At 70.1% G+C, this 16,474-nt stretch carries 14 protein-coding genes; 1 reads left to right on the top strand and 13 read right to left on the bottom strand.

Translation table 11 applies throughout. The features are described from left to right. The 12 genes from nuoL to H181DRAFT_RS26000 form a co-directional block, all read right to left on the bottom strand. Nucleotides 1-1,890 carry an NADH-quinone oxidoreductase subunit L gene (nuoL, locus tag H181DRAFT_RS26055; RefSeq protein ID WP_045866879.1) on the bottom strand — a complete coding sequence of 630 codons (1,890 nt, stop codon included), beginning with the start codon at nucleotides 1,888-1,890 and terminating at the stop codon, nucleotides 1-3. 13 nt (nucleotides 1,891-1,903) lie between these two features. Beyond that, nucleotides 1,904-2,203 (bottom strand): NADH-quinone oxidoreductase subunit NuoK, encoded by a 300-nt coding sequence (nuoK, locus tag H181DRAFT_RS26050; protein WP_045866878.1) that lies wholly within the window; start codon nucleotides 2,201-2,203, stop codon nucleotides 1,904-1,906. Next, the gene (locus H181DRAFT_RS26045; protein WP_045866922.1) at nucleotides 2,200-3,132 is read right to left on the bottom strand and encodes an NADH-quinone oxidoreductase subunit J; all 933 of its coding nucleotides are present in this window, start codon (nucleotides 3,130-3,132) and stop codon (nucleotides 2,200-2,202) included. The genes nuoK and H181DRAFT_RS26045 overlap by 4 nt, the downstream gene beginning before the upstream one ends. A 38-nt stretch (nucleotides 3,133-3,170) precedes the next feature. Further along, nucleotides 3,171-3,908 (bottom strand): NADH-quinone oxidoreductase subunit NuoI, encoded by a 738-nt coding sequence (gene nuoI, locus H181DRAFT_RS26040; protein ID WP_302622657.1) that lies wholly within the window; start codon nucleotides 3,906-3,908, stop codon nucleotides 3,171-3,173. Beyond that, nucleotides 3,901-5,295 (bottom strand): NADH-quinone oxidoreductase subunit NuoH, encoded by a 1,395-nt coding sequence (gene nuoH, locus H181DRAFT_RS26035; protein ID WP_045866877.1) that lies wholly within the window; start codon nucleotides 5,293-5,295, stop codon nucleotides 3,901-3,903. Before nuoH ends, nuoI begins: the two co-directional genes overlap by 8 nt. Nucleotides 5,296-5,509: 214 nt before the next feature. Beyond that, on the bottom strand, nucleotides 5,510-8,059 hold the full coding sequence (locus H181DRAFT_RS26030) for an NADH-quinone oxidoreductase subunit G (RefSeq protein ID WP_045866876.1): 2,550 nt from the start codon (nucleotides 8,057-8,059) through the stop codon (nucleotides 5,510-5,512). Next, complete coding sequence (gene nuoF / locus H181DRAFT_RS26025; protein ID WP_045866875.1) at nucleotides 8,056-9,402, bottom strand: NADH-quinone oxidoreductase subunit NuoF; 1,347 nt, start codon at nucleotides 9,400-9,402, stop codon at nucleotides 8,056-8,058. Before nuoF ends, H181DRAFT_RS26030 begins: the two co-directional genes overlap by 4 nt. Continuing rightward, entirely contained in the window at nucleotides 9,402-10,301 is a 900-nt protein-coding gene (gene nuoE / locus H181DRAFT_RS26020; protein WP_045866874.1) for an NADH-quinone oxidoreductase subunit NuoE, read from the bottom strand. Before nuoE ends, nuoF begins: the two co-directional genes overlap by 1 nt. Continuing rightward, the gene (locus H181DRAFT_RS26015) at nucleotides 10,298-11,683 is read right to left on the bottom strand and encodes an NADH-quinone oxidoreductase subunit D (protein ID WP_045866873.1); all 1,386 of its coding nucleotides are present in this window, start codon (nucleotides 11,681-11,683) and stop codon (nucleotides 10,298-10,300) included. The genes nuoE and H181DRAFT_RS26015 overlap by 4 nt, the downstream gene beginning before the upstream one ends. After that, a complete protein-coding gene (locus H181DRAFT_RS26010; RefSeq protein ID WP_045866872.1) occupies nucleotides 11,683-12,417 on the bottom strand; it encodes an NADH-quinone oxidoreductase subunit C in 735 nt (244 codons plus the stop codon). The genes H181DRAFT_RS26015 and H181DRAFT_RS26010 overlap by 1 nt, the downstream gene beginning before the upstream one ends. Beyond that, nucleotides 12,414-12,968, bottom strand: a complete 555-nt coding sequence (locus H181DRAFT_RS26005; protein ID WP_045866871.1) for a NuoB/complex I 20 kDa subunit family protein — start codon at nucleotides 12,966-12,968, stop codon at nucleotides 12,414-12,416. Before H181DRAFT_RS26005 ends, H181DRAFT_RS26010 begins: the two co-directional genes overlap by 4 nt. A 13-nt stretch (nucleotides 12,969-12,981) precedes the next feature. Further along, nucleotides 12,982-13,341 carry an NADH-quinone oxidoreductase subunit A gene (locus H181DRAFT_RS26000; protein ID WP_045866870.1) on the bottom strand — a complete coding sequence of 120 codons (360 nt, stop codon included), beginning with the start codon at nucleotides 13,339-13,341 and terminating at the stop codon, nucleotides 12,982-12,984. Between the two features lie 759 nt (nucleotides 13,342-14,100). Here H181DRAFT_RS26000 and H181DRAFT_RS25995 point away from each other — a divergent pair. Continuing rightward, nucleotides 14,101-14,874, top strand: a complete 774-nt coding sequence (locus H181DRAFT_RS25995; protein ID WP_045866869.1) for a C40 family peptidase — start codon at nucleotides 14,101-14,103, stop codon at nucleotides 14,872-14,874. 231 nt (nucleotides 14,875-15,105) lie between these two features. Here the strand turns inward: H181DRAFT_RS25995 and H181DRAFT_RS25990 are convergent, their stop codons facing one another. Then, on the bottom strand, nucleotides 15,106-16,422 hold the full coding sequence (locus tag H181DRAFT_RS25990; protein WP_107068854.1) for a geranylgeranyl reductase family protein: 1,317 nt from the start codon (nucleotides 16,420-16,422) through the stop codon (nucleotides 15,106-15,108). Nucleotides 16,423-16,474: the final 52 nt, after the last annotated feature.

Here is a 16,474-nt window from a genome sequence, read left to right as displayed (position 1 = left end):
TCAGACCGCCCTCATCAGCAGGGTCGCGGCGACCAGTACCGCCGCGCCGCCGAACATCGAGACCGCGTACGAGCGGACGAAACCGTTCTGGAGCCGGCGCGTACGGCCGGACAGACCGCCGAACGAGGCGGCGGTGCCGTTGACGAGACCGTCGACCACCTTGCTGTCGACGTAGACCAGCCCCCGCGTGAGGTACTCGCCGGGCTTGACCAGGACGGCGTGGTTGATGTCGTCCTGGAGCAGGTCGCGGCGGGCCGCCCGCGTCAGCAGGCTGCCGCGCGGCGCCTCGACCGGTACGGGCCTGCGCCCGTACTGCAGCCATGCCGCGCCGACGCCGACGAGCATGGTGACGACGGTCGCACCGGTGACCACCGCGGCCGAGACCGGCGGGTGGCCGTGCTCGAACTGGGTGACGGGCTCCAGCCAGTGCACGAACGAGTCGCCCACCTTGAACAGGCCGCCCGCGAAGACCGATCCGAAGGCCAGCACGATCATCGGGATCGTCATGGAGCGCGGCGACTCGTGCGGGTGCGGCTCCTTCTCCTGGCCCTTCCAGCGCTCCTCGCCGAAGAAGGTCATCAGCATCACGCGCGTCATGTAGTACGCGGTGATCGCGGCGCCCAGCAGCGTGACGGCGCCCAGGATCCAGCCCTGCGTGCCGCCCTTGGCGAAGGCCGCCTCGATGATCTGGTCCTTGGAGAAGAAGCCGGACAGGCCGGGGAAGCCGATGATGGCCAGGTATCCGAGCCCGAACGTCACGAAGGTGACCGGCATGTACTTGCGGAGACCGCCGTACCTGCGCATGTCGACCTCGTCGTTCATGCCGTGCATCACCGAGCCGGCGCCGAGGAAGAGGCCCGCCTTGAAGAAGCCGTGCGTGACGAGGTGCATGATCGCGAAGGCGTAGCCGATCGGGCCGAGTCCGGCCGCGAGGACCATGTAGCCGATCTGCGACATCGTGGAGCCCGCGAGGGCCTTCTTGATGTCGTCCTTCGCGCAACCGACGATCGCACCGTAGAGGAGCGTGACCGCGCCGACGACGACCACCACCGTCTGCGCGTCCGGCGCCGCGTTGAAGATCGCGCCGGAGCGGGTGATGAGGTAGACGCCCGCGGTGACCATCGTCGCGGCGTGGATGAGCGCGGAGACCGGGGTGGGGCCCTCCATCGCGTCTCCGAGCCAGGACTGCAGCGGCACCTGTGCCGACTTGCCGCACGCGGCGAGCAGCAGCATCAGGCCGATCGCCGTCAGCTTGCCCTCGCCCGCCTCGGTGGCGTTGCTGAGGACGGGCGCGAAGGCGAAGCTGCCGAACGTGGTGAACATCAGGAAGATGGCGATGGCCAGGCCCGCGTCACCGACGCGGTTGACGATGAACGCCTTCTTCGCGGCCACGGCCGCGCTCGGCTTGTGCTGCCAGAACCCGATGAGCAGGTACGACGCGAGGCCGACGCCCTCCCAGCCGACGTACAGCAGCAGGTAGTTGTCGGCCAGCACCAGCAGCAGCATCGCCGCGAGGAACAGGTTGAGATAGCCGAAGAAGCGGCGGCGGCGCTCGTCGTGCTCCATGTAGCCGACCGAGTAGATGTGGATCAGCGTGCCCACACCCGTGATCAGCAGCACGAACGTCATCGACAGCTGGTCGAGCTGGAAGGCGACGTCCGCCTGGAAGCTCTCCACCGGCACCCAGCTGAACAGATGCTGGTGCAGGGCCCGTTCGTCGGTGCTCTTGCCGAGCATGTCGAAGAAGAGGACCGCGCCCACCACGAACGAGGCTCCGGCGAGCAGTACGCCCAGCCAGTGCCCCGTCCGGTCCACGCGCTTGCCGCCGCACAGCAGCACTGCCGCACCCAGCAGCGGGAAGCCGACGAGCAGTCCGATCAATGACTCCACTGGTTCGTACCCCTTACAGCTTCATCAGGCTGGCGTCGTCGACCGAGGCCGAGTGCCGGGAGCGGTACATCATCACGATGATCGCCAGCCCCACCACGACTTCGGCGGCAGCGACGACCATGACGAAGAACGCCATGATCTGGCCGTCGAGGTTCCCGTGGATGCGGGAGAAGGCGATCAGCGTCAAGTTCGCCGCGTTCAGCATCAGTTCGATGCACATGAACACCACGATGGCGTTCCGCCTGATCAGCACACCGGCGGCACCGATGGTGAACAGCAGCGCGGCGAGATAGACGTAGTTGACGGGGCTCACTTGGCGGCCTCCTCTTCCCGGGCCTCGTCCCGTGCCTGCCGGGCCTCACGGCCCCGGCCCGCGTCGTCCGCGTCGTCCGTGTCGCGGTCCGGGTCGTGGGGTTCGCCGTACATCCGCCCGTAGTCGGCCTGACCGTGCTGGTCGGCGGTGCGCTGCTCCAGCGCCGCGACCCGGTGCAGGGCCTCGGGGCCGACCTCGCGCATCTGACCGCGGTTGCGCAGCGTGGCGCTGACCGTCATGTCGGACGGGGTTCCGTCCGGCAGGAGGCCGGGGCGGTCGACCGCGTTGTGCCGTGCGTAGACGCCGGGCGCGGGCAGCGGGGGCAGCTGCGTGCCCTTCCTGACGCGCTCCTCGGCCTGCTCACGCTGTGACTTGGACTTCTCGATGCGCTCGCGGTGCGTCAGCAGCGTCGCGCCGACGGCGGCGACGGTGAGCAGCGCGCCCACCACCTCGAAGGCGACGACGTACTTCGTGAACAGCTGCGAGGCCAGAGCCTGCACGTTCCCGCCGGAGTTGGCGGCCTCCAGCCCGCTGAAGGACTGCACGGACGCCTGCCCGATGCCGGAGATCAGCAGCGTGCCCAGGCCGAGACCGCAGGCCACGGCCAGCCAGCGCTGGCCCTTGAGCGTCTCCTTGAGGGAGTCCGCGGTGCTCACGCCCACGAGCATCAGCACGAAGAGGAAGAGCATCATGACCGCGCCCGTGTAGACGACGATCTGCACGATGCCCAGGAAGTACGCGCCGTTGGCGAGGTAGAACAGCGCCAGCAGCACCATCGTTCCCGCGAGGCACAGCGCCGAGTGCACGGCCTTGCGCAGCAGTACGGTGCCCAGCGCGCCGATCACGGCGATGGTGCCGAGCACCCAGAACGCGGCCGCCTCACCGGCGGAGGTGCCGGAGGAGGTGGCGGCGAGGGCGGCACCGTCCATGTGTGCCGCGTACGCCGTGGAGGCCGAGGACAGCATGGTCACCGTCCCTCCTTCGAGTCGTTGCCGGAGCGGTTGCCCGCCGCTCTGGCGGCGGTGCCCTGCCCGCGGACGTCCTCGTCGGGCGCGTCCTGCGCGGAGGGGTCGACGCCGCCGCCGTGCGCCGCGGGGCCTTCCGTGACGACCGGCGCGGCCGCGGGCTCCTCCTCGCCGAACGTCGCCGCGGAGCCCTGCGGGTCGCCGGTGTCGGTGACGGTCTGGACCTCGGTGCCGGGGGCGGCCTCAGTGACCAGCCCGCGGTAGTAGTCCTTCTCCGTCATGCCCGGGAAGATGGCGTGCGGCGAGTCGACCATGCCTTCTTCGAGACCCGCGAGCAGCTCCTTCTTCGTGTAGATGAGCGACTCGCGGGAGGAGTCGGCGAGTTCGTACTCGTTCGTCATCGTCAGCGCGCGCGTCGGGCACGCCTCGACGCACAGGCCGCACAGGATGCAGCGCAGGTAGTTGATCTGGTAGACGCGGCCGTAGCGCTCACCCGGCGAGTAGCGCTCCTCGTCCGTGTTGTCCGCGCCCTCCACGTAGATGGCGTCCGCGGGACAGGCCCAGGCGCACAGCTCGCACCCGACGCACTTCTCCAGGCCGTCGGGGTGCCTGTTGAGCTGGTGGCGGCCGTGGAAGCGCGGTGCCGTCGGCTTCTTGTACTCGGGGTACTGCTCGGTCAGCCGCTTCTTGAACATGTCCTTGAAGGTCAAGCCGAAGCCGGCAACGGGGTTCTCAGGCACCGTCGGCCTCCTTTCCGTCGGTCTTCTCCGCGTCCTCACCGGCGGACTCCCCCGCTCCCGAGGGTCCGACCAGCGCATGGTCGGCCTGGCGCGAGCGGCGGCGCGGTACGGGCGGCAGCGTCTGCCCGGGCAGCGGCGGTACGGGATAGCCGCCCGCCATCGGGTCGAAGACCTCGGATGCGGCCTTCTCCTTGGCGGCCTGCTCCTCCGCCTCCTCCTTGCGGCCGCGGAAGACGTCCACGACGAAGGAGAGCAGCAGGATCGCGAGTGCCGCGCCGGCGACCCAGTAGACGATGCCCGCGAAGTCGTAACCCTCGTTCCGCATGGCCCTGATGGAGGCGACCAGCATCAGCCACACCAGCGAGACGGGGATGAGGACCTTCCATCCCAGCTTCATGAACTGGTCGTACCGGGTACGCGGAAGCGTGCCGCGGATCCAGACGAAGAAGAAGATCAGGCAGCACACCTTGAGGAAGAACCAGAGCAGCGGCCACCAGCCGTGGTTGGCGCCCTCCCAGTAGGTCGAGATCGGCGCCGGCGCCCGCCAGCCGCCCAGGAAGAGGGTGGCGGCAAGGGCGGAGAGCGTCACGATGTGCACGTACTCGGCCATCATGAACAGCGCGAACTTGATCGAGCTGTACTCGGTCTGGTACCCGGCGACCAGGTCGCCCTCGGACTCCGGCATGTCGAAGGGCGCACGGTGCGCCTCGCCCACCATCGACACCATGTAGATCAGGAACGACACCGGCAGCAGCGCGGCGAACCACGTGTCCTGCTGGGCGTCGACGATCGCCGACGTCGACATGGAGCCCGAGTAGAGGAAGACCGCCGCGAAGCTGAGGCCCATCGCGATCTCGTAGCTGATGACCTGCGCCGTGGCGCGGACGGCACCGAGCAGCGGGTAGGTCGAGTTCGACGACCAGCCCGCCAGCACCACGCCGTACGCGCCGATGGAGGCGGTGGCGAGGATGTAGAGGGCCGCCACCGGCAGGTCGGTGAGCTGCATCGCCGTACGCGTGCCGAAGATCGAGACCTCGTTGCCGGGAGGCCCGAACGGGATGACCGCGATCGCCAGGAAGGCGGGGATCGCCGCGAGCACCGGCGCGAGGAGGTACACGACCTTGTCGGCGCCCTTGACGACGACGTCCTCCTTCAGCATCAGCTTGATGCCGTCGGCGAGCGATTGCAGCATGCCCCAGGGGCCGTGCCTGTTGGGGCCGACGCGGAGCTGCATCCAGGCGACGACCTTGCGCTCCATGACGATGGAGATCAGGACGGTCACCATCAGGAACGCGAAGCAGAAGACCGCCTTGAGCGCGATCAGCCAGAACGGGTCGTTCCCGAAGAAGGAGAGATCCTCTGCTGCGAGGAAGGTGCTGCCGGTCACGCCGTCACCTCCCCGGTGCGGGCGCTCCGCCCGTCCGCGGCGGTGACGTCCGCGCACAGGTGCCGGACCTGTAGGAGCGCGCTCACGCGCTCACCTCCTCCTGAACGATGCGCTGTCCGCGCGGGGTTCGCGACCGCCCGGGCGGCGGAGCGGAGCGGAGTCATGCGCCCCGCGGAGCGGAGCGGAGTCATGCGCCCCGCGGAGCGGAGCCGAGTCATGCGCCCGCCCCCTCGGTTCCGGCGCCGGCGGCCGCCGCGGCGGGTGCCGCGGCGGGTGCCGCGGAGAGGCGTACCAGCTCGCCCGGGAGCGCGCCCGTGTCCGCCTGTACGCCGCCGCCGACGGAGTTCAGCGGCACCCAGACCACACGGTCGGGCATCTGCGTGATCTGCAGCGGAAGCTGGATGCTGCCCAGCGGGCCGGAGACGGCGACCGTGCCGCCGTCCGCGACGCCGATCTCGGCCGCCGTGGCCCGCGAGAGCCGGGCGACCGCGGGGTGGCGGGTGCCGGCGAGGGCCTCGTCGCCGTCCTGCAGACGGCCCTGGTCCAGCAGCAGCCGGTGTCCAGCCAGTACGGCCTCGCCCTTGCCCGCCTGCGGCGTGGACGCGGAGGGTGCGCCTGTCCGTGCCTCGGGGACCCCGGCGGGCATCGAGCCGTCCGGGTTCCACTGGCCGAGCCTGTCGATCTCCGTGCGGATGGTGCGCACGTCGGGCAGCCCGAGGTGCGCGTCGAGGGCGTCGGCGAGCATGTGCAGGACCCGCGCGTCGGGCTGGACGTGGCGGCGCGTCATCTGGTCCGCGCGGAGGGACGCCGCGAACGGCCGCGCGCGCCCTTCCCAGTTGAGGAACGTGCCCGCCTTCTCCACCACGGCCGAGACCGGCAGGACGACGTCCGCCCGGTCCGTGACCTCGCCGGGACGCAGCTCCAGGCTGACGACGAAGCCGGCCGTATCCAGCGCCTGCGCGGCACGCGCCGGGTCGGGCAGGTCGGCGAGTTCGACACCGCCGACGACCAGCGCCGACAGCTCCCCGTCGATGGCGGCGTCGACGATGCCGGAGGTGTCGCGGCCCTGCCCGCCGGGCAGTTCGGCGACGCCCCAGGCCCGCGCGACCTCGTCCCGTGCGCGCGCGTCGCTCAGGGGACGGGCGCCGGGCAGCAGCGCCGGCAGCGCACCGGCCTCGATGGCTCCGCGCTCTCCCGCCCTGCGCGGGATCCACACCAGACGGGCACCGGTGGCGACGCTCGTGCGGACCGCGGCGGTGAGCGCGCCGGGAACGGCTGCGAGCCGCTCTCCGACCACGATCACCGAACCCTCGGCGCGCAGCGCGTCGGCCGCCGCCTCACCCGCGGCGTCGAGCCCGACACGGCCGGACAGCGCGTCCAGCCACTCGGTCTCGGTGCCGGGCGCGGCGGGCAGCAGCGTGCCGCCCGCCTTCTGCAGTCCGCGGGTGGCGTACGAGGCGAGGGAGAAGGTGCGCTGGCCGTGCTTGCGCATGGCCTTGCGCAGCCGCAGGAAGACGCCCGGCGCCTCCTCCTCGGCCTCGAAGCCGGCGAGCAGCACCGCGGGCGCCGCCTCCAGCGCGGCGTACGTCAGGCCCTTGCCGTCACCGAGGTCCACGCCCGTTCCCGCGACGTGGGCGGCGAGGAAGCCGGCCTCCTCGGCGGAGTGGACGCGGGCGCGGAAGTCGATGTCGTTGGTGCCGAGGACCACCCTCGCGAACTTCGCGTACGCGTAGGCGTCCTCGACCGTGAGGCGTCCGCCCGTCAGCACGCCGGCGCGGCCCCGAGCGCCGGCCAGCCCGCGGGCCGCCGCCTCCAGCGCCTCGGGCCAGCTCGCGGGGGCGAGTTCGCCGTCCTCACCGCGTACGAGAGGCGTGGTGAGACGGTCGGGGCGCTGGGCGTAGCGGAACCCGAAGCGGCCCTTGTCGCAGAGCCATTCCTCGTTGACCTCGGGGTCGTTCGCCGCCAGCCGCCGCATGACCTTGCCGCGCCGGTGGTCCGTACGGGTCGCGCAGCCGCCCGAGCAGTGCTCGCAGACGGACGGCGACGAGACCAGGTCGAACGGGCGCGAACGGAAGCGGTACGCCGCCGAGGTGAGCGCGCCCACGGGGCAGATCTGGATGGTGTTGCCGGAGAAGTACGACTGGAAGGGCTCGTCCTCGCCGGTACCCACCTGCTGCAGGGCACCGCGCTCCAGCAGCTCGATCATCGGGTCGCCCGCGATCTGGTTGGAGAAGCGGGTGCAGCGCGCGCACAGCACGCACCGTTCGCGGTCCAGCAGCACCTGCGTGGAGATCGGCACGGGCTTGGCGAAGGTGCGCTTGGCGCCCTCGAACCTGGAGTCGGCCGAGCCGGTCGACATGGCCTGGTTCTGAAGGGGGCACTCGCCGCCCTTGTCGCAGACCGGGCAGTCCAGCGGGTGGTTGATGAGCAGCAGCTCCATCACACCGCGCTGCGCCTTCTCCGCCACCGGCGAGGAGAGCTGCGTCTTGACGACCATGCCGTCGGTGCAGGTGATGGTGCAGGACGCCATCGGCTTGCGCTGGCCCTCCACCTCGACGATGCACTGGCGGCACGCGCCGACCGGGTCCAGCAGCGGGTGGTCGCAGAACCGCGGGATCTCGATGCCGAGCTGCTCGGCGGCGCGGATGACCAGCGTGCCCTTCGGCACGGAGATCTCGGCCCCGTCGATGGTGAGGGAGACCAGGTCTTCGGGCCGTGGTCCGTCGCCCCCCGAGGAGGTCTTCGCGTCTGTGGTGACTGTCACGCCTTCACCTCCGGGTGAGCGGTCTTGTTCTCGTCGGCCCAGAGGGTCGACTTCGCGGGGTCGAAGGGGCATCCGCGCCCGTCGAGGTGCGCCTCGTACTCGTCGCGGAAGTACTTCAGCGACGAGAAGATCGGAGAGGCGGCGCCGTCGCCGAGGGCGCAGAACGACTTGCCGTTGATGTTGTCGGCGATGTCGTCGATCTTGTCGATGTCGGCCTTGGTGGCCTTGCCGGACTCGAAGTCGCGGAGCAACTGGACGAGCCAGTACGTCCCTTCACGGCACGGCGTGCACTTGCCGCACGACTCGTGCGCGTAGAACTCGGTCCAGCGCGTCACCGCCCGGACGACGCACGTCGTCTCGTCGAAGCACTGCAACGCCTTCGTGCCGAGCATGGAGCCGGCCGCGCCGACGCCCTCGTAGTCGAGCGGCACGTCGAGGTGCTCGTCGGTGAGCATCGGCGTCGAGGAGCCGCCCGGCGTCCAGAACTTCAGCCGGTGGCCGGGGCGCATGCCGCCGCTCATCTCCAGCAGCTGGCGCAGCGTGATGCCCAGCGGCGCCTCGTACTGGCCGGGGTTGGCGACGTGGCCGCTGAGGGAGTACAGCGTGAAGCCCGGGGACTTCTCGCTGCCCATGGAGCGGAACCACTCCTTGCCCCGGTTCATCAGGGCGGGCACCGAGGCGATGGACTCGACGTTGTTCACGACGGTCGGGCACGCGTACAGGCCGGCGACCGCCGGGAACGGGGGCCGCAGCCGGGGCTGTCCGCGCCTCCCCTCCAGGGAGTCGAGCAGCGCCGTCTCCTCACCGCAGATGTACGCGCCCGCGCCCGCGTGCACGGTCAGCTCCAGGTCCAGGCCCTCGCCGAGCGCGTTCCTGCCGAGCAGCCCCGCCTCGTACGCCTCCCGCACCGCGAGGTGCAGGCGACGCAGCACGGGCACGACCTCGCCGCGCAGGTAGATGAACGCGTGGGAGGAGCGGATCGCGTGGCAGGCGATGATGATGCCCTCGATGAGGGAGTGCGGGTTCGCGAAGAGCAGCGGGATGTCCTTGCAGGTGCCCGGCTCGGACTCGTCAGCGTTGACGACGAGGTAGTGCGGCTTGCCGTCTCCCTGCGGGATGAACTGCCACTTCATGCCCGTGGGGAAGCCCGCGCCGCCGCGGCCGCGGAGGCCGGCGTCCTTCACGTAGGCGATGACGTCGTCCGGCGGCATGGCCAGGGCCTTGGCGAGGCCCTCGTATCCGTCGTGGCGGCGCTTGTAGGTCTCCAGCGTCCACGCCTCGGGCTCGTCCCAGTACGCGGAGAGGACCGGGGAGAGAAGCTTCTCCGGGGATTCGGTCGCCATTACTCCCTCTCCTCCCCCGGGCCCGGGTCGGCCGGACGGCCGGACGGGTTGGCCGGGTCGGACGCGGCGGTCGACTGCGGCATGTCGTGCGAACTGGGGTGGCTCTCCGGGGCTTCCTCACCCGGAAGCGGCACCGGCTGGTCGGCCGGCCCGGCGGGGCCGCGCGGGTGCGCGAGCCGCCCGGGAGGCGCCTCGCCCTTGGCGAGCCGCAGCCCGGCCAGCGAGGGGGCGCCGCCACCGCCGGTCGCCTCGACGGCGCCGGGGCGCTCGTCGGGGAAGCCGGCGAGGATGCGGGCGGTCTCCTTGAACGTGCACAGCGGCGCGCCACGGGTGGGTGCCACCTCGCGCCCCGCGCGCAGGTCGTCGACCAGCTGCCGGGCGGACTCGGGCGTCTGGTTGTCGAAGAACTCCCAGTTGACCATCACGACGGGCGCGTAGTCGCAGGCGGCGTTGCACTCGATGTGCTCGAGCGTGACCTTGCCGTCCTCGGTGGTCTCGTTGTTGCCGACGCCCAGGTGCTGCTTCAGGTCGTCGAAGATCGCGTCTCCGCCCATCACCGCGCAGAGCGTGTTGGTGCAGACGCCGACCTGGTAGTCGCCGGACGGCTTGCGGCGGTACATCGAGTAGAACGTCGCCACGGCGTTGACCTCGGCCGTGGTCAGCTCCAGCATCTCCGCGCAGAAACGCTGCCCGGTACGCGTGACGTGCCCCTCCTCGGACTGCACGAGATGCAGCAGGGGCAGCAGCGCGGAACGGCTGTCGGGGTAGCGCGCGATGATCTCGCGCGCGTCGGCCTCCAGCCGCTCGCGGACGTCGGACGGGTAGTCCGGCGCGGGCATCGAGGGGATGCCGAGCATCGGTGCTTCGGGGGTCGTGCCCCGGTCGGGCGCGGTGGTCATCGGTCGACGCCTCCCATCACGGGGTCGATGGACGCGACGGCGACGATCACGTCGGCGACCTGGCCGCCTTCGCACATGGCCGCCATGGCTTCGAGGTTGGTGAAGGAGGGGTCGCGGAAGTGCACGCGGTACGGGCGTGTGCCGCCGTCGCTCACGGCGTGCACCCCCAGTTCGCCCTTGGGCGACTCCACCGCCGCGTACGCCTGTCCCGGCGGTACGCGGAAGCCCTCGGTGACGAGCTTGAAGTGGTGGATCAGGGCCTCCATGGAGGTGCCCATGATGTTCTTGATGTGGTCGAGCGAGTTGCCCAGCCCGTCCGGGCCGAGGGCCAGTTGCGCGGGCCAGGCGATCTTCTTGTCGCCGACCATGACGGGCCCGGGCTCCAGGCGGTCGATGCACTGCTCGATGATCCGCAGCGACTGCCGCATCTCCTCCAGGCGCAGCAGGAAACGCCCGTAGGAGTCGCACGTGTCGACGGTGGGGACCTCGAAGTCGTAGTCCTCGTAACCGCAGTACGGGTCGGACTTGCGCAGGTCGTGCGGCAGCCCGGCGGAGCGCAGGATCGGGCCGGTGGCGCCCAGCGCCATGCAGCCGGCCAGGTCGAGGTGGCCGATGTCCTTCAGGCGGGCCTTGAAGACGGGGTTGCCGGTGCACAGCGCGTCGTACTCCGGCAGGTTCTTCTTCATCTTCTTCAGGAACTCGCGCAGCGCGTCGACGGTCCCGGGCGGCAGGTCCTGAGCGAGGCCGCCGGGGCGGATGAACGCGTGGTTCATCCGCAGGCCGGTGATCAGCTCGTAGAGGTCCAGGACCAGTTCGCGGTCGCGGAACCCGAAGATCATGACCGTGGTGGCGCCCAGCTCCATGCCGCCCGTGGCGATCGCCACCAGGTGCGAGGAGAGACGGTTCAGCTCCATCAGCAGGACGCGGATGACGTTGGCCCGGTCCGGGACGTCGTCCTCGATGCCGAGGAGCTTCTCCACGGCCATGCAGTACGCCGTCTCGTTGAAGAACGGCGTCAGGTAGTCCATGCGCGTCACGAACGTCGTGCCCTGCGTCCACGTCCGGTACTCGAGGTTCTTCTCGATACCGGTGTGCAGGTAGCCGATGCCGCAGCGCGCCTCGGTCACCGTCTCGCCGTCGATCTCCAGGATCAGGCGGAGCACGCCGTGCGTCGACGGGTGCTGCGGACCCATGTTGACGATGATCCGCTCGTCGTCGCTGCGCGCGGCTGCCGCGGCGACCTCGTCCCAGTCGCCGCCGGTGACGTCGTAGACCGTGCCCTCGGTGGTCTCGCGGATGCCCGCGGTGGACCGCGGCCCGGAGGGCCCCGATGAGGAGTGGTGGTCGGGCGACGGGCGGGAGTGGCTGGTGGATGTGCTCATCAGCTGTACGACCTCCGCTGATCGGGAGCCGGAATCTGGGCGCCCTTGTACTCGACGGGAATGCCGCCGAGGGGGTAGTCCTTGCGCTGCGGGAAGCCCTGCCAGTCGTCGGGCATCATGATCCGCGTCAGCGCCGGGTGCCCGTCGAAGATCAGGCCGAAGAAGTCGTACGTCTCGCGCTCGTGCCAGTCGTTGGTCGGGTAGACCTCGACGACGGACGGGACGTGCGGGTCGGCGTCCGGGGCGCTGACCTCCAGGCGGATCACCCTGTTGTGGGTGATGGAACGCAGGTGGTAGACGGCGTGCAGCTCGCGGCCCTTGTCGCCGGGGAAGTGCACGCCGCTGACGCCGGTGCACAGCTCGAAGCGGAGCGCCGGGTCGTCCCGCAGCGTCCGGCACACCTGGAGCAGATGCTCGCGCGCGATGTGCAGCGTCATCTCGCCGCGGTCGACGACGGTCTTCTCGATCGCGTCCTCGGGCGCCAGGCCCTGCTCCTCCAGCGCGCCCTCGAGTTCGTCCGCGACCTCGTCGAAGTACCCGCCGTAGGGGCGGCTGCTCGCACCGGGAAGCCGGATCGTGCGGACCAGGCCGCCGTAGCCCGAGGTGTCGCCGCCCCTGTCCGCGCCGAACATGCCGCGGCGTACGCCGATGACCTCGCCGGCGTCGTTGCGCGGAGCGGGGACGGAACCGTCGGCGCCGTCGGAACCGTTGCCATTGGCTTTGGCGTCGCTCACCTCAGCAGCCCCTTCATCTCGATCGTCGGCACGGCCTTCCGGGCTGCTTCCTCCGCCTCACGGGCCGCCTGCTCGCGGTTGACGCCGAGCTTCTCGCCCTGCACGTGCTGGTGCAGCTTGAGGATCGCGTCGAGGAGCATCTCGGGGCGCGGCGGGCAGCCGGGCAGGTAGATGTCGACCGGGACGATGTGGTCGACGCCCTGCACGATCGCGTAGTTGTTGAACATCCCGCCGGACGAGGCGCAGACGCCCATGGAGATGACCCACTTGGGGTTGGGCATCTGGTCGTAGACCTGCCGCAGCACCGGGGCCATCTTCTGGCTGACGCGGCCGGCCACGATCATCAGGTCGGCCTGGCGGGGCGATCCGCGGAAGACCTCCATGCCGAAGCGCGCCAGGTCGTAGCGGCCCGCGCCCGTCGTCATCATCTCGATGGCGCAGCAGGCGAGTCCGAAGGTCGCGGGGAACATGGACGACTTGCGCACCCAGCCCGCGGCCTGCTCGACGGTGGTCAGCAGAAAGCCGCTCGGCAGCTTCTCTTCGAGTCCCATTGCGTACCTGCCCCTAATCCCATTCCAGGCCGCCGCGCCGCCAGTCGTAGGCGTACGCGACGCCGATGAGGGCGACGAAGACCAGCATTTCGACCAGGCCGAAGATCCCGAGGGAGTCGAAGTGAACGGCCCACGGGTAGAGAAAGACGATTTCGATGTCGAAGACGATGAAGAGCATCGCCGTCAGGTAGTACTTGACCGGGAAACGCCCGCCGCCCGCCGGCTGGGGAGTGGGCTCGATGCCGCACTCGTACGCTTCCAGCTTGGCTCGGTTGTAGCGCTTGGGGCCGATGACCGATGCCGCGACCACCGAGAAGATCGCGAACGCAGCCGCGATGGCTCCCAGTACAAGGATTGGCGTGTAGGCGTTCACCGCTCCCCGCTCCTTCCAGTCGACCCTGGAGACCTCCCGGACCGGTAGGCCCAGGGGACTGTCGACGCTGACTGCCGGCTGTCCACCGGACTCGTGCCGCCTTCACCAAGATCGGTTCTATGTGAGGCAGTTCACAAGCCCTTGCGGGAGGCATCTTATGCCCGGGCCTTGTGACGTGCGACACGGGGTCCCCCCAGAGGCTTGTGATCTCCAACACGCGACGGGGAAACCGCACGTCAGGGGCTTGCCGGTCGGCAATGCCCAAGATCCGCAAAGGCGTTCCCCGCAACGCCCGGAAAGCGCCCGCGCGAGGCCCGCCGGAAAGCACTCACGGATGCCCGGCCGAGGGGGGAGCCGGACCCGTCTGCGATTGCCGTGTTCGTGAACGTCGGCACAATCCTCCGCTGATCCGCCACTTCATTCACCGTCCGATCACCGGGACCGATCGGCACAGAAAGGGATGACCAGGCATCAAGACTCCATTCATGGACGGAGTCGACACCGGTTGTGTGACGTGCGTCACGCCGACCTTTGGCAGCCCCTGCCACCTTTGCCAGGTCCATGAAAGCCGTGGTATACGCGGCTACTTCCCGTCACCGTGAAGATAACTAGGTGGTCACAGCCGGGTAGTTGGGCGACGGCCGTGACCGGAGCGAGACCTGTGAAGATCAACCGGGCCTCAACTGGGCGTTCTCGCAGCGACTGTGTCAGATTGCACGAATTTTGAACGGATCATCTGCGGGCTGCTATCCATTCCCCATGTCCCGGAACACTCACGTACCCAGACACCGGAAGCCTCGCGAGAGCAGCGTGAACAGGTCGCTGCGAGTGAGCGCCACCGGCGGCGTCCTCGGCGCCATCGCCTTCACCACGGCGATGTCCCCGGCCTCGCCCCTGGCCGACAAGGCCTCGGCGAAGTCGGAAGCCGCAGCCGAGACGGGCGCGGTCTCCGAGGTCAGTCACACCGTGGCGGGTTCCTCCGCCACGGCTGCCGACTCCCTCAAGACCACGGCACTGCAGTACGAGGTGCGCCAGGCCGAGGCCAAGGCCACCGACCGCGCGCTGGAGGCGGCGCAGAAGAAGGCCGCCGCGGCCGAACGCAAGGCCGAGGCGCGGGAGAAGGCAGCCGAAGTACGCGCTTCCCGCTCCACGGGCCGCACCGACCTCTCGTCGGGCAGCGGCAACGTCTCCTCCGTCATCAGCTTCCTCAAGGCCCAGGTGGGCAAGTCGTACGTGCTGGGCGCGAGCGGGCCCTCCTCCTACGACTGCTCCGGCCTCACTCAGGCCGCCTTCAAGCAGGTGGGCGTGAGCCTCCCGCGTACCTCCCAGACCCAGTCCCTTGAGGGCACGCCCGTATCCATGGACGCGCTGCAGGAGGGCGACCTCCTCTACTGGGGCGGCCGGGGCAGCGCCTACCACATCGGCGTCTACGTGGGCGGCGGCAAGTTCATCGGCGCCCAGAACTCCTCGACGGGCGTCGTCGAGAAGCCCCTCGACTACGACCCGCCGTCCGGCGCGGTCCGCGTGCTGTGACGATCTGACGTCCACGCCTCCGCGTCCGCAGCACACTGACGCGGCGCTGAGGTGCCCGACGACAACACCGGCGCCCCCTGTACGGCCACACGGCCGCACAGGGGGCGTTCGTCTGTCTGCCGGGGGGCGGGGCCGGCTCGCTCTGCGAGGGCTGCCCGGAACGGCGATGAGGCGGTGCGCCTGCGCCGGGATCACTCGTCCCGGCCGCAGGCGCACCGCCTCACGGAGGCGTCAGGCGCGCGGGGCGACCTTGCTGAGGCCGTTGATGATGCGGTCCATGGCGTCGCCGCCGGTGGGTTCCGTGAGGTTGGCGAGCATCTTCAGGGCGAAGCGCATCAGCACCGGGTGCGAGAGGCCGCGCTCCGTGGCGACCTTCATGACCTTGGGGTTGCCGATCAGCTTCACGAAGGCGCGTCCGAGCGTGTAGTAGCCGCCGTACGTCTCCTTGAGGATCTTCGGGTAGCGGCGCAGGGCGAGTTCGCGCTGTGCGGGGGTGGCCCGCCCCTGCGCCTGCACGATGGTCTCGGCCGCGATGACGCCGGACTCCATGGCGTACGCGATGCCCTCGCCGTTGAAGGGGTTGACCAGGCCGCCCGCGTCGCCGACGAGCAGGAGCCCGCGCGTGTAGTGCGGCTGGCGGTTGAAGGCCATGGGGAGCGCGGCGCCGCGGATGGGCCCCGTCATGTTCTCCGGCGTGAAACCCCACTCGGCGGGCATGGACGCGCACCACGCCTTGAGGATCTCCCGCCAGTCGAGCTCCTTGAAGGAATCCGAGGTGTTGAGGACGCCCAGGCCGATGTTGCTCGTCCCGTCGCCCATGCCGAAGACCCATCCGTAACCGGGCAGCAGGCGGTCCTGCGCTCCGCGGCGGTCCCACAGCTCCAGCCACGACTCCAGGTAGTCGTCGTCATGGCGGGGCGAGTTGAAGTACGTGCGGACCGCCACGCCCATCGGGCGGTCCTCGCGGCGGTGCAGGCCCATCTTCAGCGACAGCCGCGTCGAGTTGCCGTCGGCCGCGACGACGACGGGGGCGTGGAAGGTGACGGGCGTCTTCTCCTCGCCCAGCTTGGCGTGCACGCCGGTGATGCGTCCCGCGGAGTCCAGCACCGGCTCGCCGACGTTGCAGCGCTCGTGGAGGCGGGCGCCGGCCTTCTCGGCCTGCCTGGCGAGCTGCTCGTCGAAGTCGTCGCGCTTGCGTACGAGTCCGTAGTCCGGGTAGCTGGCCAGCTCCGGCCAGTCGAGCTGAAGCCGCTGGCCGCCGCCGATGATGCGCAGGCCCTTGTTGCGCAGCCAGCCCGCTTCCTCGGAGACGTCGATGCCCATGGCGATCAGCTGCTTCGTCGCGCGCGGCGTCAGGCCGTCGCCGCACACCTTCTCCCGCGGGAACGCGGTCTTCTCCAGCAGCAGCACGTCGAGGCCGCTGCGGGCGAGGTGGTAGGCGGTGGTGGCCCCCGCGGGGCCGGCACCGACAACGATCACATCGGCTGTCCGGTCGGAGGTGACGGTCTCGGTCACGAGGGCTCCCGCAGATGCTGGGCAGTAGGGCATTGGCAGTCTAGGAGGCCCGTCCGGGCCGTACGGGAACGCCCCGTCGAACGGG

The sequence above is a fragment of the Streptomyces sp. WMMB 714 genome, assembly GCF_900090125.1.
GTDB classification, from domain to species: Bacteria; Actinomycetota; Actinomycetes; order Streptomycetales; family Streptomycetaceae; genus Streptomyces; species Streptomyces daqingensis.
The sequence above is the reverse complement of the archived record's forward strand: the minus strand, read 5'-3'. Positions and strand labels throughout refer to the sequence as shown.